Origin of the sequence: Pseudorhodobacter ferrugineus DSM 5888 (genome assembly GCF_000420745.1) — a bacterium.
In the GTDB taxonomy this organism is placed as follows: Bacteria; Pseudomonadota; Alphaproteobacteria; order Rhodobacterales; family Rhodobacteraceae; genus Pseudorhodobacter; species Pseudorhodobacter ferrugineus.
In genome coordinates, this window is record NZ_ATVN01000003.1 from 26,503 (window position 1) to 50,145 (window position 23,643).

A 23,643-nucleotide genomic window follows, 5' to 3' on the forward strand; every position below is an offset into this window, starting at 1 on the left:
ATGTCGCTAAAATTGCAAGGCGTATCGAAAGTTATCGAAGGGCAGACCCATATCCACCCCACGGATCTGGAATTGCAAAGCGGTACGATGAATGTGCTGTTGGGGCCGACGAGTTCGGGGAAAACCTCCCTCATGCGGCTGATGGCTGGGCTGGATGTGCCGAATACGGGGCGGATATTCTGGAATGGTGCGGATGTGACGGGGATGCGGGTGCAGGATCGCCGCGTGGCGATGGTGTATCAGCAGTTCATCAACTACCCCTCGATGACCGTATACGACAATATCGCCAGCCCCATGCGCTTGCTTGGCAAATCGGCGGCCGAAATTGATGCCGATGTGAAAAAGGCCGCTGATCTGATGAAGCTGACCCCGTTTTTGGCGCGCAAACCGCTGGAACTGTCGGGCGGTCAGCAACAGCGCTGCGCTTTGGCTCGCGCTTTGGTCAAGGATGCGGGGCTTGTGTTGCTGGATGAACCCTTGGCCAATCTCGACTACAAGCTGCGCGAGGAGTTGCGCGCCGAAATCCCCAAGATCTTTGAAGAAGCCGGCTCCATCTTTGTCTATGCCACGACCGAGCCGGAAGAGGCGCTGCTGCTGGGTGGCAACACGGCCACCCTTTGGGAAGGGCGCGTTACGCAGTTTGGGCTGACGCCGCATGTCTATCGCCGTCCCGTGGATGCCACGACAGCACGGGTGTTTTCTGACCCGCCGATGAATTTTCTGGATATCGTCAAGGCCGGATCGGTTTTGCGCTTTGGCGGTGATACTAGCCTTCCGGCAAGCGGGGCCATCGTGGGCCTGCCGGATGGTCGCTACAAGGCGGGGTTCCGGCCCAATCATCTGGAGTTGAGTCCCCATGTGGCCGGGGCGATGGAATTTGACGCCCGATTGACCGTAACCGAAATTACCGGATCCGAAACCTTTGTACATCTGGACCATCATGGGGCGCGTTGGGTGGGCTTGATTCATGGTGTTCATAATCTGGCCTTGGGGCAAAATCTGTCTGTTTATCTTGACCCTGCCCATATCTATATTTTTTCCGAAAATGGTGCTTTGGTTTCCGCCGCACCCTATGCAGAGGCGGCATAAGATATGGCAAAGATCACGCTTGATAATCTGGCCCATTCCTATCTGGCCAACCCGAAATCCGAAGATGATTACGCCTTGAAAGAGCTAAACCATGATTGGGTTGATGGCGAGGCCTATGCGCTTCTCGGCTCCTCTGGTTGCGGAAAATCCACCTTGCTAAACATCATTTCGGGGCTGTTGCACCCCAGCCAAGGCCGCATCTTGTTTGATGGCAAGGATGTGACCCATGCCCCCACCGCCGAGCGTAATATCGCACAGGTGTTTCAGTTTCCTGTCGTTTACGACACCATGACAGTGCGCGACAATCTGGCCTTCCCGCTGCGCAATCGCGGCCGCGATGAGGCTTATATCGCCGAGCGTGTGCAAGAAATTGCGCGGATGATCGGGATGGAGGATATGCTGAACCGCAAGGCGCGCGGGCTGACGGCGGATGTGAAACAAAAGATCAGTCTGGGGCGCGGTATGGTGCGCAAGGATGTGAATGCGCTGCTGTTTGACGAGCCGCTGACCGTGATCGACCCGCATATGAAATGGGAATTGCGCACGCAGCTTAAGCAGTTGCACCATGATTTCGGCCATACGATGATCTACGTCACCCATGACCAGACCGAAGCGCTGACATTCGCCGATAAGGTGGTCGTGATGTATGACGGGCGCGTGGTTCAGATCGGCACCCCGCAGGAATTGTTTGAACGCCCGGCGCATACCTTTGTGGGCTATTTCATCGGCTCGCCAGGGATGAACCTGCTGCCCGCCGATGTGGCAGGCAATCGCGCACAGGTCGCGGGGCACAGCGTGGATCTGGGCGCGCATTATACCGCCAGCGGCAAAGTGGAGCTGGGGGTGCGCCCCGAATTTGTGCGGCTGTCCACAACCGGCGGCATCCCCGCGCGCATTCGCCGGGTCGAGGATGTGGGCCGCCACAAGATCGTCCGGCTGGAAGTGGAGGGACGCGAAATCTCGGCCATTCTGGGCGAAAGCGCGCCTATCCCCGCCGATGTGAACGCGGTGCATTTCGCGCCCGAAGGCATCAATATTTACGCCAACGACTGGCGCGTGGCACCCAACGGAAAGGATGCGGCATGAACAAGACTGTCAATCAAAAGGCATGGTTTCTGGTCCTGCCGGTTCTGATTCTGGTGGCGTTTTCCGCCGTTATCCCCTTGATGACCGTGGTGAATTACTCGGTGCAGGATACATTCGGCAATAACCAGTTTTTCTGGGCAGGGCTGGAATGGTTTGATGAAATGCTGCATTCCGAACGGATGTGGGATGCGCTGGGTCGGCAATTGCTGTTTTCTGGCATCATTCTGGCGATTGAGGTGCCTTTGGGCATTTTTATCGCGCTGAATATGCCAAAGCGCGGGTTTTGGGCCTCGTTCTGCCTCGTGCTGATGTCCTTGCCGTTGCTGATCCCGTGGAATGTGGTCGGCACGATCTGGCAGATTTTCGGGCGGGTGGATATTGGCCTGCTGGGCTATACGCTGGACAAGATCGGGATCAGCTACAACTATACGCAAGATATTTTTGCGGCATGGGTCACGGTGATTGTGATGGATGTGTGGCACTGGACATCATTGGTGGCGCTGCTGGCCTATGCTGGGCTGCAATCCATCCCCGATGCCTATTATCAAGCGGCCAAGATTGATCAGGCCAGCCGCTGGGCCGTGTTCCGTTATATCGAACTGCCGAAAATGGCAGGGGTGCTGATGATCGCGATCCTGCTGCGCTTTATGGACAGTTTCATGATCTATACCGAACCCTTTGTGGTCACGGGGGGCGGGCCGGGCAATGCGACGACCTTCTTGTCCATCGACCTTGTGAAAATGGCAATCGGCCAGTTTGACCTTGGGCCTGCGGCGGCGTTCAGCCTAATGTACTTCCTTGTTATCATGCTGATTTCATGGGTTTTCTATACGGTCATGACGACCATGGATAAAAGGGATGGTGTGTGATGAACAAACGCCTTGGCATCAATGGCTCTACTTTTGTGATGGGTCTTTACCTGCTGTTCTTGTTGCTGCCGATCTATTGGTTGCTGAACATGAGCCTGAAAACCAATCAGGAAATTCTGGGCAGTTTCTCGCTTTGGCCCCAGGATCTGACCTTTGCCAACTATGTCGTGATCCTGACGGACGCGAGCTGGTACATGGGCTATGTCAACAGCCTGATTTATGTGGTGATGAACACGGTGATCAGCTTGGCGGTGGCGCTGCCGGCCGCCTATGCCTTTAGCCGTTACAGCTTTATGGGTGACAAGCATCTGTTTTTCTGGCTGCTGACCAACCGCATGGCCCCGCCTGCCGTATTCGCGCTGCCCTTCTTTCAGCTTTATTCCTCGGTGGGGCTGTTTGACACGCATATCGCGGTTGCCTTGGCGCATTGCCTGTTCAATGTGCCGCTGGCGGTGTGGATCTTGGAAGGCTTCATGCGGGGCGTGCCAAAGGAAATTGATGAGACCGCCTATATCGACGGCTATTCTTTTCCGCGTTTTTTCATCCGCATCTTTACCCCGCTGATCGCAAGCGGGATCGGGGTCGCCGCGTTCTTTTGCTTCATGTTTTCATGGGTGGAACTGCTGCTTTCACGGACTTTGACGGCGGTGGATGCCAAGCCGATTGCGGCCACCATGACCCGCACGGTTTCCGCGAGCGGCATGGATTGGGGCGTGCTGGCCGCCGCCGGTATCCTGACAATCGTTCCTGGCGCTTTGGTGATTTATTTTGTGCGCAACTACATTGCCAAGGGCTTTGCCTTGGGGAGGGTTTGATATGGACTGGATGGCTTGGACCGGCCCCACGGCAACCTTTTTTGTAATTATCGCCTGCCTGTTGATCACCTTCACGGTGCTGGCGATCAAATACCCCGAAACACCGCGTGTCGGTGTGCTGGGGATAGAAACAACGCGGGGTGATCGGTTGTTCATCACGCTCCTCGGCTCGGCCTTTTTGAATTTGGGCTGGCTGGGGTTGGTTGATGCGTCCCAATGGGGTGCATTGGTTGTCTGTGCTGTTTATGCGGTGGCAGTGTTTCGCTGGGTATAGACCGCGCAGGCAAAAAGGCGGCGGCCCCTTGGATGTGCAAGATCCATGGGACCACCTGAACTGACAACGTAATCGAAACCTGTTCTAAGGGAGGAACAAGATGAAATTGAGACATTTGTCAACGACGGCGATGGGGGCGGCATTGATGCTGCTGTCGGCGCCGGCATTTGCCGACATGGATGCCGCCAAGGCATTTCTGGACGCTGAAATCGGTGAACTGTCCACGCTCAGCCGCGCGGATCAAGAGGCAGAAATGCAATGGTTCATCGACGCGGCCAAGCCGATGGCCGGGATGGAAATCAAGGTAGTGTCCGAGACGATCACCACCCATGAATATGAAGCCAAGGTTTTGGCTGATGCCTTTACCAAAATCACCGGTATCAAGATCACCCATGATCTGATCGGCGAAGGCGATGTGGTGGAAAAGCTGCAAACCCAGATGCAGTCGGGCGAAAACATCTATGACGCCTATACCAACGACTCGGACCTGATCGGGACGCATTGGCGCTATCAGCAGGTGCGCAATCTGACCGACTGGATGGCGGGCGAAGGGGCGGATGTGACATCGCCCACGCTGGATTTGAACGATTTCATCGGGTTGCAATTCACCACCGCGCCGGATGGCAAATTGTACCAGCTGCCGTCACAGCAGTTCGCCAACCTTTACTGGTTCCGGTACGATTGGTTCAACGACGAGCCGACAAAAGCCGCGTTCAAGGAAAAATACGGCTATGATCTGGGCGTTCCGGTCAACTGGTCGGCCTATGAAGATATTGCCGAATTCTTTACCGGGCGCGATATGTCTGCCATCGGCGGGCCGACATCGGCTTGGGGCAACATGGACTACGGCAAAAAAGACCCCTCGCTTGGCTGGCGCTACACCGATGCGTGGATGTCGATGGCGGGTATGGGCGACGTTGGCACGCCAAACGGCTTGCCGGTCGATGAATGGGGTGTTCGGGTGAATGAAAATTCGCAACCCGTTGGCTCTTGTGTCAACCGTGGTGGTGCCACCAATGACGCGGCAGCGGTTTATGCCGTGACCAAGGCGATTGATTGGCTGAACAAATACACCCCGCCCGAGGCCGCCGGCATGACCTTTGGCGAGGCCGGCCCGGTACCAGCGCAGGGTCAAATTGCCCAGCAGATGTTCTGGTACACCGCCTTTACCGCCGATATGGTAAAGCCCGGACTGCCCGTGATGAACGAGGATGGCACGCCGAAATGGCGCATGGCCCCATCCCCGCACGGTGCTTATTGGCAGGATGGGACCAAGGTTGGTTATCAGGATGTGGGGTCGTGGACGTTGATGAAATCAACGCCTGTTGATCGTGCAAAGGCTGCTTGGCTCTATGCGCAGTTTGTCACGTCCAAGACGGTGGATGTGAAAAAGGCGCATGTAGGCCTGACCTTCATCCGCGAATCCACGATTCAGGATGAAAGCTTCACCAAGCGCGCGCCGGAACTGGGTGGGTTGGTCGAATTCTACCGCTCGCCCGCGCGTGTGGCGTGGTCGCCAACCGGCACCAATATTCCCGATTATCCAAAGCTGGCACAGTTGTGGTGGCAGAACATCGGGGATGCAATGTCGGGCGCCAAAACCCCGCAAGAGGCACTTGATGCTTTGTGTGCCGAGCAAGAAAAGGTCATGGAGCGGATTGAACGCGCAGGCATTCAAGGTGACATTGGCCCCAAGATGAACGAACCAAAAGATCCACAGGAATGGCTGGATGCACCCGGTGCGCCCGTTGCCAAACTTGCAAACGAAAAGCCGCAGGGTGAAACCGTCAGCTATGACGAGCTGATCAAATCCTGGCAGTAAAATCACGATTGGGGGCAGGGTTTCGACCTTGCCCCCACTCATCCGCTTGTAAATGTTTCTGCTGTCGAACAACTGCGCCATGCCTGTCTGCGGGGCTATTTACAAATGGATGGGCCGACGCAACGCTAAGGCCAAGGGGGCAATATGAGCCATATACTTGCGATCGATCAGGGGACAACATCAAGCCGCGCGATTATATTTAACAGCACGATGCAGATCGTCGCGACCGCGCAAGAAGAGTTTCCGCAGCACTTTCCGCAAAGCGGCTGGGTAGAACACGACCCCTCAGACCTATGGTCTACCACGGCGGGGACCGCACGTGCCGCAATTGAAAAGGCCGGGCTTGGCGTGGCAGATATTGCTGCGATTGGTATCACAAACCAACGCGAAACAACCATTGTCTGGGATAGAACAACTGGCCAGCCGATTTATAATGCGATCGTTTGGCAAGATCGGCGCACATCAGACTATTGCCGCAGTTTACGCGATGCAGGCCATGACAAAATGATCACGGCCCGCACCGGCCTGTTGGCAGACCCCTATTTTTCGGGGACCAAGTTGAAGTGGCTTTTGGACACTGTCGATGGTGCGCGTGAAAAGGCGCGGCGCGGTGAGCTGCTTTTTGGTACCGTTGACAGCTTTTTGATTTGGAAACTGACAGGTGGTGCGGTGCATGCCACTGATGCAACAAATGCCGCGCGGACCTTGCTTTATGATATTCACAAAGGCCGGTGGAGCAAAACCATCTGTGATCTGTTTGGCATTCCCATGGAAATGTTGCCGGAGGTCAAGGATTGCGCTGCCGATTTCGGCATGACACGGCCCGATCTGTTTGGGCGGCCGATCCCGATATTGGGGGTGGCGGGGGATCAACAAGCCGCAACTGTGGGGCAGGCCTGTTTTGCCCCGGGCATGATGAAATCGACCTATGGAACTGGGTGTTTTGCCTTGTTGAACACAGGCGACAAGGCGGTCACATCGACGCATCGTTTGCTGACAACGATTGCCTATCAATTGGATGGAAAGCCCACCTATGCGCTGGAAGGGTCAATTTTCATCGCAGGCGCCGTGGTGCAGTGGCTGCGTGATGGTTTGAAGATCATTCGCGAAGCCAGCGAAACACAGCCCTTGGCCGAAAAGGCCGATCCGTCGCAGAACGTGGTCCTGGTGCCCGCGTTTGTCGGGCTTGGCGCGCCGTATTGGAATGCGGAATGCCGTGGTGCCGTGTTTGGCCTGACCCGTGCGTCTGGCCCGGCCGAAATGGCGCGGGCTGCGCTTGAATCTGTCGGCTATCAAACGCGTGACCTGCTCGAGGCGATGCAGGCGGATTGGGCGACCACAGGAACGCAGCCAACGCTTCGGGTGGATGGCGGGATGACGGCCTCGGATTGGTCGATGCAGTTTTTGGCGGATATTATTGGCGCAAAGGTAGACCGCCCGATGGTACGAGAAACAACCGCATTGGGGGCCGCATGGTTGGCGGGACAAAGGGCTGGCATCTACCCGGATCAGGCGGGTTTTGCCGCTAATTGGGCCTTGGATCGCACATTTTCACCCCGGATGGACGAAACAACGCGCGCGACAAAATATGGTGCATGGAAGCGCGCTGTCGCCGCTACGATGCAATTTTGAACGTGTTCGAATTCTCGACTGCGGGGCGGATTATTTTTGGCAGGGGGCGGGCAGATGAGGCGTTGGGCGTTGCCCTGACCTATGGCCGTCGGATTTTGTTGGTGCGAGGATCGCATGTTTGGGGCGATCATGCCGCCGATGTTTGGCGCGCGGCAGGTGCCGAGGTGCTGGTGATCCGCGGCAGCGGTGAGCCGGACCTGGCTTCTCTGGAAGCTGCCTTGGCGCAAGGCCGCGCCTTTGATCCGCAAGTGGTTTTGGCGGTGGGAGGCGGGTCTGTTCTGGACTTGGGAAAGGCGCTGGCTGCGCTTATTCCAAGCAGCAGTCCGCCTTTGGCGCATTTGGAGGTGGTGGGAAATGGCCTGCCGCTGCAAACACCACCCCTTCCCTTTATCGCCCTGCCAACGACCGCGGGCACTGGGGCAGAGGTGACCAAAAATGCCGTTATTGGCGTGCTTGGTCGCAAAGTCAGCTTGCGCGACAGCCGTATGCTGGCAAATCTTGCCTTGGTGGATCCGGCGCTGACCGATGGTTGTCCGAAAGGTGTAACGCTGGCCTCGGGCATGGATGCTTTGGTGCAGGTGATTGAGCCCTATCTTTGCAACAAGGCCAACCCCATGACAGATGCGCTTGCGCGCGCGGCGATCCCGAAAGGGATTGCGGCGATAGGAGCGCTTATGCGGGGTGAGGACGCTGCTGCACGCGACGCGCTGGCGCAGGTCAGCCTGTTTGGTGGGCTTTGTCTGGCGAATTCAGGCCTTGGGGCCGTGCATGGCTTGGCTGGGGTGATCGGCGGCATGAGCACAGCACCGCATGGCGTGATTTGTGGGCGCCTTCTGGTGCCAGTTCTGCGCGCAAACAAGGCTGCGGCACAGGGCGCTTTGGCTGATATGACCCGTTATGATGAGGTGAATGCTTGGCTGTCAGTCGGCTTGAACTGCGCCCCGTCTTTTGCGTTGGAACGGCTGGAGATTGCATTGGATGATTGGAGTTTGCCGCGATTGGGCAAATGGCTCGCAGGGCAAGACCTTACGGACATCGCAAAATCGGCACAGGCGACTTCGTCCATGAAAGCCAATCCGTTCAAGTTGCCGATAGAGGCACTGATCAAGGCTGTGCGTGCTTCTCTTTAGGCCAACGAAATTTAGGCAAACATGGCGGATTGCTACGACAACAAGTTTGGCCGAAGCTGGGATCAAACGATCGGTCATAAGCGTTGGATGGCGCTCATGACAACACGCCGTGGAAACCGTAAACTGCGACGACAAAACCGAACTGATCCAACGTCAGGGTTAATGGCGTAAAATGTGGGCTCTGGAAAGGCACGGCCTTGCTTGGCCTGTTGGCGAACAGATCGACTGGTTCAATAACCGTCCACGGCTCTGACAAATCAGAAACATCCCGCCACCAGTGGCTGAAGACAAACGCTACGCACAGCGCGATGTGTCCGATACGGCGCGTAAAATGTAGCAATAGGTCTCATGCAAACGCGGGGCGATCCAGGCCCGTCAGGTGGCGATAGCCGATTCCAGTCGGCAGCCTGTAAAGGCCAATAAACTTGCCTCAATCTCGGCGCTGGTTTTCATCAGGCAGGCGGCAGTGGACAAGCCATCTGCAGTCGCGGCCGAGGGGGAGGTGATGCTGATTCCGCGCCAATGTGGGGCTGCCGTCAGGCCTGTCCGCGGATCCAGAATATGCCCTAATGTGCCCGCCGCATCAAAGACCGTGCCAAGCGGTGCCGATGTGGCAAGAGCTCGTGACGTCAGCGCAATAGTCCCGCCCTGTGCCAATTTGACCGGCCAAGCGCCGCCTTCAGGTTGCTGGCCCAAGGCATGGAATTCACCAGTATCAATCAGAATATCGGTCAACCCTTCGTCCGCCAGCAGCGTGGCGATCCGATCTGCGATATAGCCTTGTGCGATGCCATTCAGCGTTAGGGCCATTCCTGGCCGCAAACTGATTTGCGATGCATCCAATGACACGCCGCCCCATCCGGTCAATGCGCGTGCCCGATCAAGCGCTTGCGTATCAGGGACAGCGCGCCGCGCTGCGGCATCGGCATAGGCTGCCCAGAGCGGTTGCACTGTCGGGTCGAACAAGCCCTGCGTAGCACGATGAACAGCCCCCGCCAGCGACAAGCATTCCAGCAGCTCAAACGGAGGGGCGTCTATCACTGCGTTGAGGTTCAGCTGCGACAGGGCGCTATCCGCGCGGTACAGGCTAAAGATAGCTTCCAACCGCGCAATCTCGGCAGCCGCGCGGGCCGCAATGGCGGGCGCGTCCGCATGTGCAAGCCGGATCGTCGCGCGTGCGCCCAAGGCCATGCCCGTCCAAGTATGGATCTTTTGTGCCTTGGCCGCGACAGGTACGGCAAAGGCTGCGGCGCTGATGGCCAGAAAACGGCGGCGGGTTGTCATGGTCTTATCCTCCGGTCTTGCGTGAAAGTTCACGCAGACGCTGTTCAAAATCTGAGTCACTGTCATCATCTTGCGCAATGCCGTTCAGGGCAACGGGCGCAAGCACCGCCTCATCTGGAATTTGGTCCAGCGACATCACCGCCCCGCCGTTGGCCTTTGCAAAGGCTGCCGCACGGGCGGGATCCGAAAACGGCACAATCTCGGGTGCGCCCATTCCGCCTTTGACAGCTGCGCCAACAACATAAAGCGCCGTGTCCGCGCGGATCCAGTTGTCAATACCGGGTGCTTCCCAACTGGCCCCGTCAGCGCCCATATCATTGACCCAAACCACCAAAATGGAATGGCTTTGTTCCGGCATCCGGATATAGGCGACAGCATCGCGTACTTGGCTGAAAAATAAGGGCGCGCCGGGCAGTCCGGCCAAATGCGCCTGGCCCTTGGGCCCTTCGTGTTCCAGCAGTTCCATCTGGCAGAAATGCCCAACCGCCTGCGGATCCAGCGACACTGCCGATACATCCTGCGCCACGTCCTCTTTGCAGGCGGTCAGTGTCAGCAGAACAAGGATAAATGCGATATACTTCATGGCACCACCCTACGAAACGCCAACGCGGCCAAGGCCAATGCTGCAACAGGCCAAGCCAGCAAAGGCGACAAGGATTGCCATAACGGGATCGATGCGGCAGCGCCGCCAACCCCCGCCGCCGCCGCGGTTGCTTCGGATGCCGCAAGGTTGAACAGGCGAAATGCATCGGCGGGGTTGGCCAGCAGGGCCAGTGGAAAAAACCGCGTGGTGAAAACGCCGCCATCATCGGCTACGATCGCCGCCAACAGCCCAAGGTCATAAAGCACAACCAACCCCAACCACAGCCCAATCGCCAGCCCTGCCGCGCCAGACGGTCTGCGTGCCAAGGATGACAACGCATAGCCCGCACACAAGAATGTGGCCCCCAGCAAAACGCTGGTCCATGTCAGGCGCCACAAGGCAGGCAACCCAGCCGCCGCACGCGGATCGGTCGCAATCGCCGCAACAGCCGCAGCGCCATAGCCCGCAACAATCGCCAGCGCCAAAATACCCAAATGCGCCAGCAGCTTACCCAGCAGAATCTCCCACCGCGCCCCGGGATAGGTAAGCAGCAAGGGCAGGGTGCCCCGCTCCACCTCGCCCGCCACAGCATCAAACGACATCAGCAGCGCAACCAAAGGCACCAGATACACCGACAAAGACGTCAGCGAGGCAACAACAACCGACAGCCTGTCCGCCCCCAGCGCGCCCGTTGCCGCCGATCCGGCCGCAGCCAGAACAAGCGAAAACACCACCATCAAGAGCACCGCAATAGCAACCCAACGGTTGCGCCGCGCGATATGAGCCTCGGTGATTGCCGTTGCCAAAATGCGGTCAATCATTGCCCGTCCCTCCGGCTGAAATGGCTGTAAATATCTTCCAAACTGGGGGGCATCACATCCAGATCGGCGATCTTGGCCTCCAGTGCCGCGATCCGCGCCAAGGTGGGCAGCTTGTCGGCTTGGCAGCAACTGATCCGCAAATCTTGGCCCAAACCGGGCAAGGCGGCCATAAGATCGGGGGCAAAGCCATTTCGGGCGGTCAGTTGCATCACCACGGGCAAAGCCGCCTCTCGGCGCAAATCGCCCAGCGTGCCTTGGGCCACCATTTTGCCCCCCGACAAGATCAGCAAACGGTCGGTGCGCGCCTCTACCTCGGTCAGGGCGTGGCTGGACAGCAATATCGCCGCTCCGTCCGATGCAAGCCCGTCCAAAAGCGTGTAAAAATCGCGCCGCGACACGGGGTCAAGGCCACTCGTGGGCTCATCCAGCACCAAAAGCCTTGGCGCGCCGATCAGCGTTTGGGCAAGCCCGACACGTTGGCGCATACCCTTGGAATAGGTGCCGATCCGTCGCTTTGCCGCATGACCAAGGCCTACCCTGTCCAGCAAGCCCATAGCTTTAGAGGCTGGCTCTCCGCGCAGGCGCAAATAATGGCTGATCTGTTCCATCCCGGTCAGCGCAGGGTGAAAGGCGGCATTTTCCGGCAAATAGGCCACGGCTCCACGCGCCGCCATACTGCCCGGGGCCGCACCGCAAACCGAAATATCGCCTGTATCCGCCGCAATCAGCCCCAAGATAATCTTCATCAAGGTCGATTTGCCCGCGCCGTTATGGCCCAGCAACGCCACACGCTCACCCGCCGCGACATGCAGCGAGACGTCAGACAGGGCACGCACCCCGTCATAGGTCTTAGTGAGAGCTGAGATCGTTAATGTCGTAGTCATCATTCAGTCCTTTGGGCCTGCGGACGGCCGCTTCGGCCTCCATCGCGGCGTAATCTGGGGAAACGGCAATAACGGGCGCGGCCATCAAGGGCGCGGAATCCAGAACGCCACCCGGCAAGGTCGCCGGAAAGCTGGATTGGGACCAGCGGATCAGTTGCACCGCAGGCGCGCCCATCAGCAAAGCGGCAGCGGGTTGCGACCACAAAATGTGGTCCATCAAATCATTTGGGCGAAAGGCGCTGTCGGCAATACCGTTGCCATCCAGATCGAACGCAGGATGGTCCGACCAAAAATTGCCACGGTCTTCAAAGCTCCATTCCACATCTTTGGTACCAACGTATTTCACCTGTTCACGGTTCCCTATAAAGGCATTGCCGGTCAGCACGTTGCGTTCCGATCCGGCGGTGAAATGGATACCGATTTCACAGCCTTCAAAGCGGTTGTCATAGATCAGGTTCTTGTGCGCGTTATAGATAAAGGTGCAGCGGTTCGCCCCGCCCCGCACGAGATTGCCCGATATATCCGAACTGTTGGTATAGTTCAGCATCACACCGTGGCTACGGTCGGCAAGGCTCAGGTTATCTCGCAAAACGACCTTGTTGGAAAACATGATCGCATAGCCAAGGTGGTTGCCGATCGACACATTGCCCGACACCTCGGAATCGTTTGTATACATGTAATGCACGGCAAAGCGCAGATCGCGGAACAGATTGTTCCGATAGATACCTGTCCGCGACGTGTTGGAAAAAATTCCGTCACGACCCCAGCGGACCGAATTGCCCTCCACCAAGGTGCCGGGCGAATTCCATACATAAATCCCGTTGCCGCGGTCATTCATCCGCGGGTTTTGCGTGCCTTCAATTGTATTGCCACGCACCACGGCATCACGTCCGCCGTGCACATCAATCCCGTGCAGATTGCCCAATAGGTGATTGCCGTCCACCACTGCGCGGTCTGCTTTTTTCAAAATCTTGATGCCCGCATCCAGATCAGGGCTGCTAAGGCCCGAACCCGTTACAGTCACGCCTTTTAGGGTCACATCCGGCGCGTCAATGGTCACCACGGTGCCAATGCCCTGACCGTCAATCACCGCTTCAACCGGCCCGTGAATGACCAACGGGCGGTCCACCACCACAGCCCCGGCATAAAGGCCGGGCGTAAGGGTCAGCACATCGCCGGGAACGGCCCCGGCGATGGCAATAGCAAGCGTACCCTGACCGGGTGCCACGGCAACCTCCCGCGCCCAAAGGGGCGAGGCAGCAAGCAACAGCAACAAGGTCAGGGCGCGCATCATGGTTTTAGGCTTCCTTTGGTTCAACAAACATCCGGCCGCGCATTTCCATGTGAAGCGCGTGGCAGAACCATTGGCAATAATACCAGAAAACGCCCGGCTGCGCCGCGATAAACGTGACCGAAGAGGTGGCCTGCGCCGAGATTTCCATCGCAACACCGTGGTTCCCCATGGTGAAGCCGTGGGTCAGATCGTCGATGTCATCAAGGTTGGTCACAATTACCGTCACCTCGTCGCCTTGCTTTACCGTAAAGCTTTCAATCGCAAAGTTCGGCGCCTGAGACGACATATAGACCCGCACTTTGTTGCCATCACGAATGACCGTATCCTGATAACCGTCCAGATCAACACCATCCGCCTCGGCCTGTTTGCGGGTATCGGCCCACATGCGGTCATCTCGGGTCCAGATCGACTGCGGGTTTACGACCGACGGGTCAACGATAATGCTGTCATGCGGCTCGGCAAATGTCGGGCCATCATGGATCAGCGTCAGCGTGTCACCATCAATGGCAAACAACTGCTCGTTTTCCGGCTTCAAGGGGCCAACGTTCAAGAAGCGGTCCTTGGAAAACTTGTTCATCGTCAAGTAATACTTGCCGCTGGCATTCAAGGTTTCACCCATCACGGTAGAGTTGTGGCCGGGCTGGTAATGAACATCGGTTTTGGAACGGATCGGATCCACGGCCTCGCCATTATGGGCCTTGATCGCGTCTTCGATGTTCCAGCGCACGACCTGACTGTCAAGGAACAGTGTGGTCATGGCGTTGCCCTGCCCGTCAAAACAGGTGTGCAACGGGCCGAGGCCCAGTTCGGGTTCGGCGACCACGACCGAGCGCGGTTCGGCTTCGTCGTTGAACACGGCTTCCAGCTTGCGTACGTCGATTACCGAAACGGTGGGCGACAGTTTGCCCGCGATGCACAGGTGAATCTTGTCCGGTGCCATGTTGCAGCCGTGCGGGTTGTTCGGGATCGGGATGTAGCGGGTGTATTTCTTGTTCTTGCCCTTACGCCCGTCGATCACCTTGACGCCGTTCAGCTCGATAAAGTCACCTGCGGCGATGCCCGCCTCAATCTCGGCAATGTTATAGACCACGACATGGTCCATATCGGCTTCGGTCATTTCGGGCAGAGTCATCCCCATTTCCGAGTTATACGAGGTGGAAAACGCGTACTTGCCTTCGTAATCCGCATCGGTGTTGTCAAGGTTGCCCGTGACCATTACCTGCCACGCGACAGTCATGTCGTCAGCATTCAGCGCGGTGTAGAAGTTTACATACTCCTCCGGCTTGTCCAGAATCTTGCCGTCATTGACCATCGGCACTTCGTCTTCGCCGTTACAGAACACATAGTTCGTGCGCGGCCAACGCTGCGGACGCAAACCGTGAATAGCCTTAGCATTCGGAATCTCGGTGATCTTGTCACATTTCATCACGTCACAGCGAACGCGGGCCACGCGGGTGTTGGCCTTGTCGTTCATGAACAGGAAACGCCCGTCATAGGTGCCCTCGGTGAACGACATATGCACATGGTGCAAATCGCCGTTGCGCGGGAATTCCAACCCGTTGGCCGCCAGATATGCCTTGGTTTTCGGCAGCAACCCTTCGGTCAGGATTTTCTTGGATTCGTTGGTGATACCCCAGCCTGTGGCCGAACAGATGTTGAACACCGGCACGCGCATCAATTCACGCATGGACGGGATGCCCAAAATCCGCATCTCGCCACACTGGCCCGAGGACCAGAAGCCATAGTATTCATCCAACTGGCCCGGTGCGACAGTGGCCGCCTCGGACGCATTGGCCGCAGTGGTCGCTGCAACAGATGCCGCACCCAACGCGCCGCCTGCCAAAATGGCACGCGCCCCCAGACCACCAGCAAGGGCAGCGCCCCCGGCAGTGGCACCCAACAGGCCGCGACGTGTTAATTTCATTCTAAGATCATCAGACATACTGTGTCCTTTCAGTTCAGTTTGGATTTGAGTTGGTTCGGATGCCCCATAAAGCCGCGATCACTGATGCCAAGATCAGGCACATCGCCCACATTTTCACGGCGTTTCAGTTTCTTGATTACAACGGGGCAAGTGGTTTTCGACTGGTACAAAACCTGGCAATGCAGGCAGTTCACACATTCGTTCGGGTTAATCTCGCCCGTGGGGTGGATGGCCTGAACAGGGCATTGGTTGGCACAGGTCTGACACGGGCTTCCGCATTCCTTGTAGCGTTTCAGCCAGTCAAACATCCGAAGCCGTGCAGGGATCGCCAAGGCCGCACCCAAGGGGCAAAGGTAACGGCAATAGAACCGTTCCACGAACAGACCTGCGATCAGCAAGGCCGCGACATAGGCCACAAACGGCCATGCCCGCACGAATTTCAGGATGATTGCAGTTTTGAACGGTTCCACCTCGGCCAGATGCTCGGCTTGTTCGATGCTCATCAAGGACACGCCAAACAAACCCAGAAAGATCATGTATTTCAGCGGCCACAACCGTTCATGCAAACCCCAAGGCAGGGTCCATTGCGGAATGTGCAACGCCTTGGCCACACGGCTTAGCAATTCTTGCAGCGCGCCAAAGGGGCACAGCCAGCCGCAATAGGCACCACGCCCCCAAAACAGCAAGGCCGCCGCGACCGAAAACCATAAGATGAACGTCAGCGGGTCCAACAAAAAGGCTTGCCAGCTGAACCCCGAAACCAACGCGCCAAACAGCGCCATCAGGTTGACAACGGACAGTTGCGCATTGGCATACCATCCCAAAAACACCAGCGTCACCGTCAGATACCCGATACGAAACCAGAAAAATGCACTGGCATTTCGCGTAGCGATCCCTTGGAAAAAGAACACCAGGGTCAGCAGGGCCAGCATCACAGCCAGCACCGCGATCTCCAGTTTTTTGCCCAACCAGATGCGTTGCCACAGCGCTTGCTGCGCACTTGCTTCGGTTTGGTTGGTGACTTCGGCAATGGCCTCGGGCACTTCGACGGCAGGGGAGATGGTAACGGCGCGCAGGTACTGTTGCGGCAACTGATAGCCCAGATCAAACGTGGTAAAGACCTTTTCAATCGCCCCGACATCACGCTGCACCAGCAATTGAATGCGGAAAGGTTTGGTTGGGTCAAAATCGGTATCGGCCGGGATCTTAAACAAATCCGCCTCGTTAAAGGCTGGTGCACCTTCAGCGGCCAAACCGTTTATCCGGCGGTGCTGCTTGTCATGAAAGCGCACTGAAATATCGTCCTGAATCAACACGATCCGGTCGAAAATCCCGCCGCGCACATAGCCCGACCCTTTGAACGAATAGATCCCCTTGCCAACAATCGCGATGGCATGTTCACCCTCTTGCAACCAGGTGCCAAGGTTCGCGGCCTCGGCATCGCCCAGAATGCTGCGGGCAATCGCGGACTGCGATACCAAGGCGGCCTGCATTTCAATATAGGTGGTTTCGGGCGCTTCCTTCAGGGCTCGCTGTGCGGCCCGCGGATCCTCCATCGCGGCAAAGGCGGCATTTACCTGACCCACATCCAGCGACAAGCGGCGGATGGTGCCATCGCCTTCCAGTGTCATCCAATCGGGGGCGGCGGCGGCATCGGGATTCACTTCAAACTGCGGGCCAGCGGCTTTTTCCTCGACGGCAAGCCCGCCTAGGCCCAAAGCCCGTGCCACCTTCAGGCCAGACCGGACGATGGAATCGTCAATCACCATGATCGTCACAGTGGCGCCGGAAATGATGTCCAACTCATGCGAAGTGCCGCCGGCATTCGCCTCTGCCACCAGATCCATCCCGCGGTAATTCGCTACCAGCGCCTTGATCTTGCTGTCGGGGATACCAATCAACACAATCGGTTCCGAGTGTTTGACCAACTGCACGCCAATCACCTTGGCATCATCATCAATCGCCACCATCGTATGGATGGGCTTGCCGGAATAGCCGGTGGTCGATACAAAATCAGAGGCAATATAGGCCCATCCGATCGGTTGCCCGGCCTTCAAGATCGGAGCGACAGGCACATCTAAACGGATCGCGCCAAATCCGTCGGCACCATCGACCACCTCGCCTGCGACAATCGTGGGCAGCAGCTTGGACAAAACGGACTCAGCCGTTGCGGGCAGCGCCAGATATAGCGGCGCGATGAAACCAATAATAAAATGAATGGCATAGCGGCAAAGTGTCATACTGCGGTGTCCTTGAAATCCAACCCGCAGCTCGGCTCGGCGCATGCGCCTTTGTGCCGGTCCAAGGTTGGGGGGCCCCGCGCTTGGGGGCCGGTGTTATACTGTGCGGGCGTGTTTTGAGGGGTGACGATGCGGGCAAGTTTACAAAACTGCGCTGGGCCGGCGTCCATCTGGAAGGCGTCCATTTGCAAAGCCGCCGTTGGCAAATTGCAGTTCAAACAATCGCAGCAATCGGCTGTCTGCGAAACCGGCTTGCCATCGTATCCCACAATGATCGTTACCGGCCCGCTATCGGAACAAATCACCATCTCGATTGTGCCACCGGGCATACCTGCCGCAGCACTTGAAACCCCACTATAAAGTGTGAGGCACAAGCCAAGGAGGATAATTCCGAAATGGGACCAAGCGATTTTCATGCTGTGTGTTTGGCATACGAGTCGCAGAGACGAGTTGACCGAAGTCAAATGGCAGAAAGGTTTCACGGAAATAAAGTTCACATGATCGCGGTCCGGTATTGCCCCGGTTCAGTTCCTGTCTGTTTCTAGGGTCAGGACCCATTGATCTGCTTGAGCCCGTCAGGCTTTTTTGCTTCAAACTCTCAAACCCTGAGAGTGTTATGAGCAATCTGTACTGGCTAAGCGAAAAGCAAATGGCGCGGCTTTGGCCATTTTTTTCGAAGAGCCTTGGCAAAGCACGAGTGGATGATCCGTTGCCCGGCAGGTGGTGCAGCATCGCCGAGAGGGGGGCGCGTTCTAAGCGGGATACTATTTATCAATCGCAATGGTTTGCGCTGGTGTGATGCCCCGAAGGGGCATGGCCCAGCCAAGACCCTCTACAACCATTGGTAAGGGTGGGGTAACATGGGCGCCTTCGCCCGAATGATGGACGGATTTGGTTTCGAAGCCGCCACACCAAAGGCGGCATGAACCGCTGCCCGGCATGGCATTGCGAAGCAATGGCCCGGGAGGGGCTCAATTACATACTGTCACGAATGAGAATGGCCGCCCGATCCGCGTCTTCATGTCCGCTGGCGAAGTCAGTGACTACAATGGCGCTGCGGCATCGTTGGGCAGCCTTCCATCAGCCCAATGGCTTCTGGCTGTCCGAGGTTATGAGGCCGCTTGGTTCCGAGATGCCTTGCAAAACAAGGGTATAAAGCCGTGTATCGCAGGCCCGAAGTCTCGTACAAAGCCCGTTAAATACGAGAGGCGCCGATACAAACGCCGTAACAGGATCGAAATTATGTTCGGGCACCTGAAAGATTGGCGTCGTGTCGCTACGCGTTACGACAGGTGTCCGAAAGTGTTTCTTTCTGCTATCGCACGCGCCGCAACCGTCCTGTTCTGGCTTTGACGGTCAATGAGTCTGGAGCTTAGGGGGCATCAGCGTTGCGCCATAACCAGTTGGCTAGTTCGCGGTTCCCCTCAATTCCCGAGCTTAGTTTTTCAACGCCATATTGGCTCGCCATACTAGGCTTGTCACTGAGCATTGAAACTCCCATGTTTCCACGCGAGTTTGTTAATTTGTAACCTAACGCCTCAAGGAGTGTTGGATAAATATCATAGGCTACACTGCTTTTGTTTATGACAGTCTTATCACCAGCATTTAGTAAAAAGAACAAGTTTCGACGCGGTCCGTTCTTTTCTAATGTATCTGTAAACACATTTTTGAACGCCAAATGGTCGCTCATAACTGCAATGACCGTATCATTGCTAAGGCCCAGATCATCCACATGATTAACCAAATCCAGTACATGCTTAGAGGTGCAGGACAAAGCGGCAGGCAGGCTGCTGGTATGATCGGCAAAATCATTACAGTTTTTGTAGATAAACCCGTCGGGACCATGCGTAGCAACTGTTTCTACAGCTAGTAAAAACGGCACGTCCTGTTCGGCCAATGCCGTCAATTTCTCGTGGGCTTTTTTAAAGACAAGCTCATCGGCGACGCCCCATAGCTTGTTGCCATATTCCTGCCGCTCTTCGTCAGTTACATTATCGTCGCCAAACAACTCGTCCCACGAATGGCCAGATAAAAAAGTTCTGTAAGAAAACCCATCCAAATCTGAAGATATGAAAAAACTGCTGTTGTAACCATCTTCTTTCAGGACATCGCCCAGACATGTTACCTGGTTATAAACTCCGTTTTTGTTATCAACTCTTGCTTCAAACACGTTGAATGTAGCTCCCGGCAACAATGGAACACCACATTGCGTGGCCACCACACCCGCCGCTGAAAAATGGGTGCCGTGCACCTGCGCGACGTCGCTGAAATCGACGCTTTCACGGACCAGTTGCTGCAGTGGTTTCGTAAATGTCTGCAGCTCGGGGATCGTCACATATCCACGCTCTAAACTTTCCAAATAGAGTATCACAAGATTTTTCTTGTTTGTAGGGCGGCCGACAATTTCCACCTTATAATCCGAACGCGCTTCATAGATTTCAACGCTTTGTGCATTCGGAAAGTTCACCCGTCGAAAATATTCGCTTACAGGATGCAGCGCCATGAAAGCCCCGCTTAGCCCCACCAGTACCACCCAGAAATACTGCACACGTAAGTGAACAAATGCAGTGGCCAACAAAAAACTGATGCCAAAAGCAATTACCTTAAACGCAAGCAGCCCGAAATCAGCCGCCCCGAATTCAACTGCTGCGCTGACCGTGTTTCCTTCAAAAAACACCAGTAGTGATTCAACATCGTTTACACCCAAAGCGTATTTCAATATCAAAAACGGGACAGACAGCGAAAACACCAACACCCAAAGCCCTAGCAGCCAGCGCGATGCAGGCGTTGTCCTGTTCGGCACCAAGGTAAATAAAACAACCAAAGCCAAAATGACCAAAACGATCGGCAGTGCCTCTGGCGATGACAAACGCTCGGACCAACCCAAAAACAATGCGCCAATTCGGTAAATAACCGCCCCTATGTAAAACAAAACAAAAAATCGAACGGCCCTAAAGAACATCAATCTCATTATCCACCCAGTCCATATATAATTCTTCAGAGGGCTAAGCCCTATTCGTCAAGAGTTAACGGCGTATGTTCATCGGTTCCCGTGCTCATGCAGGCTGATCCACAAAAAGCGGCACAACTTATAAGCGTCTCATCGGTATAAACCTGTGTGTGCAATGTCTAGGGCCTTCACCGCTATGTCCATTGATATCTTGCCCCGTCCTTGGCTATGCGTTCTTTTCCCTAACCCCGATGGTCTGTAACCAGCCGCATCAACGCCTAAGTGTGGCTTTCGCTAAAGTCTTCGAACCCCTCATCGGATACATCAAAACCCGCCGCGCATTTCATGCGCCGGCCGTATAATTGGGCATCCGGTCCCCGCATTTTGGCGACACCCTTGGCGTGGATCACATTGCTTTGCCCGACGCCCGCGCAGGTTTCTAGCGAGTCGTTGCCGATCACGTTCTCAAATTATCGCCAAGGCTTATGGGTTGGCCAGTGGGCGTGATTGCCGTCTGTGGTTGGATGCATCAACCTATGCGGCCTATGGGGTTTGTGACTGCATCTCTGACCGGATCGCGTCCGTGGCGCATGTCAAAACGATTGCACGGTTCTTTTGCGCTTAGGCGTATCTCAAAAAGGCTGACTTGGCTTGCATTTCTATCGCTCAGATCATGCAGCGGTTTGCGCCTCGCCTTACATGCGGCACGCCAGATTGCGAACCACGACCATTGTGTTGGTTGGATAACTTCGGCGCGCCCTGCGGAAATCGGCTGCCCTGAATTGGAAATTATGGCGATCACAGGCCATCAGACCCCAAAGACGTCACGCGTTACACCAAGGCCGATCGTCAAAATATCCTGGCCGCAAGCACATATCGCGATAGGGGGGACAATCAAACCTGAAACCAGAACATCCAGATTTTTACTCTCGTGCCAAAAGCGCCTGCAATCGTAAAATTAATACAAATTATTTTGTGATTGCTTTACAAAATTGGCAGTCCGTAGGGGAGTCGAACCCCTCTTCTCAGGTTGAAAACCTGATGTCCTAACCGATAGACGAACGGACCGCGCTCTCTGTAGGGCGGGTTTTAGTCAGGCTTGCTGCGACTCGCAAGGGGTAAAATTCGTCTTTTTCGGAAAAAATTTAGGCCCGTGCTGCATCTTCCAATCGCAGCTGCACTTTGCTACGCCCACCAAAACTGTTGATCTCCAGCCGTCCTGCCAAATGGAACCGCTGCGCACCCGGATTTTCCAGCATCGGCCCCAAAGGCCCGTCAAAGGCACCAAAGGCGATGCCGTCAATCTTTGCCCCCATCCCGTCACCAAAGCTGATGCGCAAATGGCTATCGCCCACGCGCCGCCCCGTAACCTGTTGGTCAGCAAAGGCAAAGCGTGGGGCAGGGGACCCCGCCCCAAACGGCCCCGCCGCCTCGATCTGCTCTATAAACGCAGGCGTCGCGGCGGATGGCATCAACAACCCTTCCAGCCGCAAATCTGCCATCCCGCCCAATCCCGCACCTTGCTTGGCCAGCAATTCCGCCAAGCGCTCCATCGCGGCAGGGATCTGGTCTTCGGCCACGGTCAACCCTGCCGCCATTTTATGCCCGCCACCGCGCAGCAAAAGCCCTTCGGTTGTCACGCGGTGAATGGCCGCCCCCAAATCCACCCCCGAAACCGACCGACCCGATCCTTTGCCAACGCCATCTTCAATCCCGATCACAACAGCAGGGCGCCCGGTGGCTTCTTTCAACCGCGCCGCCACAATCCCCACCACCCCGGGGTGCCAACCCGCCCCCGCCGCCCAAACCAGCGGCCCGTCTAGGCCCCTCTCCTCGGCTTGGGCCAATGCAGCCGCCCGCACCGCCGCCTCAATATCGCGCCGTTCGGTGTTTAACATATCCAACCGCTCGGCCATCGCCGCCGCCTCGGCCACGTTATCGCTGGCCAGCAACCGCGCGCCCAAATCGGCCGCCCCGATCCGCCCGCCCGCATTCACCCGCGGCCCCAGCAAAAACCCCAGCGCATAGGTGTTGGGCGCCTGATCCATCCGCGCCACATCGGCCAGCGCGCGCAGCCCCACACGGTCGCGCCGCGCCATCACCACCAGCCCTTGCCGCACCAGCGCGCGGTTCACCCCGATCAAGGGCGCCACATCCGCCACCGTGGCCAGCGCCACAAGGTCCAGCATCGCCATCAAATCCGGCCCCGTAACCCCATCGCTGCGCAACTGCCGGTTCGCCTCGACCAACATCAAGAACACCACCGATGCCGCGCATAAATGCGCCAGATCGCCACTTTCATCCTGCCGGTTCGGGTTCACCACCGCCCAAGCAGGCGGCAACACCTCGCCCCCCAAATGGTGATCCAAAACAATCACATCCGCCGCACTCGCCGCCGCAATCGGCTCATGGCTCAACGTCCCGCAATCAACGCAGACAATCAGATCATGGTCACGCGCCAGTGCCTCCATTGCGGGCACATTCGGCCCATAGCCTTCGTCAATCCGGTCCGGAATATACAGCGTGGCCACATGCCCCATGCCGCGCAACCACACAATCAACAAGGCCGCCGATGCCCCGCCATCGACATCATAATCGGCAAAGATCGCGATCCGCTGGCGCGCCTTTACCGCCGCCAAAAACCGTTTCGTCGCACGGTCCATATCCTTCAACACCAACGGATCGGGCAGCAAATCACGCAAAGCAGGCGCCATGTACCGCGCCACATCCGCAGGCCCAACCCCGCGCCGCACCAAGGTCACGCACAGCGCTTGCGGCAAATGCGTGGCCTGCGTCATCGCTTCGGCCAACCGTTGCTCTTCTACATCCGGCCCAACCCAGCGCCGCCCCAAGGCCGACGCCTCCACCCCCAAAAACGCGCGCTCAGCCATACCGCCCCCAAACCCCGTATCGGGCACACTCGGCGCCCCTTTCATCTTGGCTTAA

18 protein-coding genes, 1 tRNA gene and 1 pseudogene are annotated in these 23,643 nt (G+C 56.8%); 9 read left to right on the forward strand and 11 right to left on the reverse strand.

The window, feature by feature from the left end; genetic code table 11:
* From G560_RS0103360 to G560_RS0103395, 8 genes are all read left to right on the forward strand, one after another.
* Nucleotides 1–1,089: an ABC transporter ATP-binding protein gene (locus tag G560_RS0103360; protein ID WP_022702897.1), complete on the forward strand. Its 1,089-nt coding sequence runs from the start codon at nucleotides 1–3 to the stop codon at nucleotides 1,087–1,089.
* A 3-nt stretch (nucleotides 1,090–1,092) separates the two neighbouring features.
* Complete coding sequence (locus G560_RS0103365) at nucleotides 1,093–2,175, forward strand: ABC transporter ATP-binding protein (protein WP_022702898.1); 1,083 nt, start codon at nucleotides 1,093–1,095, stop codon at nucleotides 2,173–2,175.
* Nucleotides 2,172–3,044, forward strand: a complete 873-nt coding sequence (locus G560_RS0103370) for a carbohydrate ABC transporter permease (protein ID WP_022702899.1) — start codon at nucleotides 2,172–2,174, stop codon at nucleotides 3,042–3,044. Before G560_RS0103365 ends, G560_RS0103370 begins: the two co-directional genes overlap by 4 nt.
* The gene (locus G560_RS0103375; protein ID WP_022702900.1) at nucleotides 3,044–3,859 is read left to right on the forward strand and encodes a carbohydrate ABC transporter permease; all 816 of its coding nucleotides are present in this window, start codon (nucleotides 3,044–3,046) and stop codon (nucleotides 3,857–3,859) included. Before G560_RS0103370 ends, G560_RS0103375 begins: the two co-directional genes overlap by 1 nt.
* Nucleotide 3,860: 1 nt before the next feature.
* On the forward strand, nucleotides 3,861–4,133 hold the full coding sequence (locus G560_RS0103380) for a DUF2160 domain-containing protein (RefSeq protein ID WP_022702901.1): 273 nt from the start codon (nucleotides 3,861–3,863) through the stop codon (nucleotides 4,131–4,133).
* Between the two features lie 100 nt (nucleotides 4,134–4,233).
* A complete protein-coding gene (locus tag G560_RS0103385; RefSeq protein ID WP_081647589.1) occupies nucleotides 4,234–5,955 on the forward strand; it encodes an ABC transporter substrate-binding protein in 1,722 nt (573 codons plus the stop codon).
* 144 nt (nucleotides 5,956–6,099) lie between these two features.
* On the forward strand, nucleotides 6,100–7,587 hold the full coding sequence (gene glpK / locus G560_RS0103390; protein ID WP_022702903.1) for a glycerol kinase GlpK: 1,488 nt from the start codon (nucleotides 6,100–6,102) through the stop codon (nucleotides 7,585–7,587).
* Entirely contained in the window at nucleotides 7,584–8,717 is a 1,134-nt protein-coding gene (locus G560_RS0103395) for an iron-containing alcohol dehydrogenase (RefSeq protein WP_028913679.1), read from the forward strand. The genes glpK and G560_RS0103395 overlap by 4 nt, the downstream gene beginning before the upstream one ends.
* 375 nt (nucleotides 8,718–9,092) lie before the next feature.
* Here the strand turns inward: G560_RS0103395 and G560_RS0103400 are convergent, their stop codons facing one another.
* From G560_RS0103400 to G560_RS18420, 8 genes are read right to left on the reverse strand one after another with little or no spacing between them, the layout of a single operon-like run.
* Nucleotides 9,093–10,001, reverse strand: a complete 909-nt coding sequence (locus G560_RS0103400) for an FAD:protein FMN transferase (protein ID WP_022702905.1) — start codon at nucleotides 9,999–10,001, stop codon at nucleotides 9,093–9,095.
* Nucleotides 10,002–10,005: 4 nt separating this feature from the next.
* Nucleotides 10,006–10,584 carry a nitrous oxide reductase accessory protein NosL gene (locus tag G560_RS0103405; RefSeq protein ID WP_022702906.1) on the reverse strand — a complete coding sequence of 193 codons (579 nt, stop codon included), beginning with the start codon at nucleotides 10,582–10,584 and terminating at the stop codon, nucleotides 10,006–10,008.
* Nucleotides 10,581–11,405 carry an ABC transporter permease gene (locus G560_RS0103410; protein ID WP_022702907.1) on the reverse strand — a complete coding sequence of 275 codons (825 nt, stop codon included), beginning with the start codon at nucleotides 11,403–11,405 and terminating at the stop codon, nucleotides 10,581–10,583. Before G560_RS0103410 ends, G560_RS0103405 begins: the two co-directional genes overlap by 4 nt.
* Nucleotides 11,402–12,289, reverse strand: coding sequence for an ABC transporter ATP-binding protein (locus G560_RS0103415; RefSeq protein WP_028913681.1), 888 nt, complete (start codon nucleotides 12,287–12,289; stop codon nucleotides 11,402–11,404). Before G560_RS0103415 ends, G560_RS0103410 begins: the two co-directional genes overlap by 4 nt.
* Entirely contained in the window at nucleotides 12,255–13,583 is a 1,329-nt protein-coding gene (locus G560_RS0103420) for a nitrous oxide reductase family maturation protein NosD (RefSeq protein ID WP_022702909.1), read from the reverse strand. Before G560_RS0103420 ends, G560_RS0103415 begins: the two co-directional genes overlap by 35 nt.
* A gap of 4 nt (nucleotides 13,584–13,587) precedes the next feature.
* Nucleotides 13,588–15,525: a TAT-dependent nitrous-oxide reductase gene (gene nosZ / locus G560_RS0103425; RefSeq protein WP_028913682.1), complete on the reverse strand. Its 1,938-nt coding sequence runs from the start codon at nucleotides 15,523–15,525 to the stop codon at nucleotides 13,588–13,590.
* Between the two features lie 11 nt (nucleotides 15,526–15,536).
* Nucleotides 15,537–17,747: a NosR/NirI family protein gene (locus tag G560_RS0103430; RefSeq protein WP_022702911.1), complete on the reverse strand. Its 2,211-nt coding sequence runs from the start codon at nucleotides 17,745–17,747 to the stop codon at nucleotides 15,537–15,539.
* On the reverse strand, nucleotides 17,744–18,163 hold the full coding sequence (locus G560_RS18420) for a hypothetical protein (RefSeq protein WP_022702912.1): 420 nt from the start codon (nucleotides 18,161–18,163) through the stop codon (nucleotides 17,744–17,746). The genes G560_RS0103430 and G560_RS18420 overlap by 4 nt, the downstream gene beginning before the upstream one ends.
* Nucleotides 18,164–18,363: 200 nt before the next feature.
* On the opposite strand from G560_RS18420, the pseudogene G560_RS20545 reads away from it, so the two are divergent.
* A pseudogene (locus G560_RS20545) lies at nucleotides 18,364–19,100 on the forward strand (transposase).
* A gap of 19 nt (nucleotides 19,101–19,119) precedes the next feature.
* Here the strand turns inward: G560_RS20545 and G560_RS0103450 are convergent.
* The 3 genes from G560_RS0103450 to recJ form a co-directional block, all read right to left on the reverse strand.
* On the reverse strand, nucleotides 19,120–20,718 hold the full coding sequence (locus G560_RS0103450; RefSeq protein WP_081647590.1) for a sulfatase-like hydrolase/transferase: 1,599 nt from the start codon (nucleotides 20,716–20,718) through the stop codon (nucleotides 19,120–19,122).
* Nucleotides 20,719–21,690: 972 nt separating this feature from the next.
* Nucleotides 21,691–21,765 (reverse strand) — tRNA-Glu (locus G560_RS0103465).
* Between the two features lie 77 nt (nucleotides 21,766–21,842).
* Nucleotides 21,843–23,588, reverse strand: a complete 1,746-nt coding sequence (gene recJ, locus G560_RS0103470; RefSeq protein WP_028913683.1) for a single-stranded-DNA-specific exonuclease RecJ — start codon at nucleotides 23,586–23,588, stop codon at nucleotides 21,843–21,845.
* Nucleotides 23,589–23,643 lie beyond the last annotated feature (55 nt).

What these genes read in the sequence shown, in the direction of transcription:
- G560_RS0103360 (WP_022702897.1), top strand. Translation starts at nt 1, where the DNA reads ATGTCGCTAAAATTGCAAGGCGTATCGAAAGTTATCGAAGGGCAGACC.
- G560_RS0103365 (WP_022702898.1), top strand. Translation starts at nt 1,093, where the DNA reads ATGGCAAAGATCACGCTTGATAATCTGGCCCATTCCTATCTGGCCAAC.
- G560_RS0103370 (WP_022702899.1), top strand. Translation starts at nt 2,172, where the DNA reads ATGAACAAGACTGTCAATCAAAAGGCATGGTTTCTGGTCCTGCCGGTT.
- G560_RS0103375 (WP_022702900.1), top strand. Translation starts at nt 3,044, where the DNA reads ATGAACAAACGCCTTGGCATCAATGGCTCTACTTTTGTGATGGGTCTT.
- G560_RS0103380 (WP_022702901.1), top strand. Translation starts at nt 3,861, where the DNA reads ATGGACTGGATGGCTTGGACCGGCCCCACGGCAACCTTTTTTGTAATT.
- G560_RS0103385 (WP_081647589.1), top strand. Translation starts at nt 4,234, where the DNA reads ATGAAATTGAGACATTTGTCAACGACGGCGATGGGGGCGGCATTGATG.
- glpK (WP_022702903.1), top strand. Translation starts at nt 6,100, where the DNA reads ATGAGCCATATACTTGCGATCGATCAGGGGACAACATCAAGCCGCGCG.
- G560_RS0103400 (WP_022702905.1), bottom strand. Translation starts at nt 10,001, where the DNA reads ATGACAACCCGCCGCCGTTTTCTGGCCATCAGCGCCGCAGCCTTTGCC.
- G560_RS0103405 (WP_022702906.1), bottom strand. Translation starts at nt 10,584, where the DNA reads ATGAAGTATATCGCATTTATCCTTGTTCTGCTGACACTGACCGCCTGC.
- G560_RS0103410 (WP_022702907.1), bottom strand. Translation starts at nt 11,405, where the DNA reads ATGATTGACCGCATTTTGGCAACGGCAATCACCGAGGCTCATATCGCG.
- G560_RS0103415 (WP_028913681.1), bottom strand. Translation starts at nt 12,289, where the DNA reads ATGACTACGACATTAACGATCTCAGCTCTCACTAAGACCTATGACGGG.
- G560_RS0103420 (WP_022702909.1), bottom strand. Translation starts at nt 13,583, where the DNA reads ATGATGCGCGCCCTGACCTTGTTGCTGTTGCTTGCTGCCTCGCCCCTT.
- nosZ (WP_028913682.1), bottom strand. Translation starts at nt 15,525, where the DNA reads ATGTCTGATGATCTTAGAATGAAATTAACACGTCGCGGCCTGTTGGGT.
- G560_RS0103430 (WP_022702911.1), bottom strand. Translation starts at nt 17,747, where the DNA reads ATGACACTTTGCCGCTATGCCATTCATTTTATTATTGGTTTCATCGCG.
- G560_RS18420 (WP_022702912.1), bottom strand. Translation starts at nt 18,163, where the DNA reads ATGAAAATCGCTTGGTCCCATTTCGGAATTATCCTCCTTGGCTTGTGC.
- G560_RS0103450 (WP_081647590.1), bottom strand. Translation starts at nt 20,718, where the DNA reads ATGAGATTGATGTTCTTTAGGGCCGTTCGATTTTTTGTTTTGTTTTAC.
- recJ (WP_028913683.1), bottom strand. Translation starts at nt 23,588, where the DNA reads ATGGCTGAGCGCGCGTTTTTGGGGGTGGAGGCGTCGGCCTTGGGGCGG.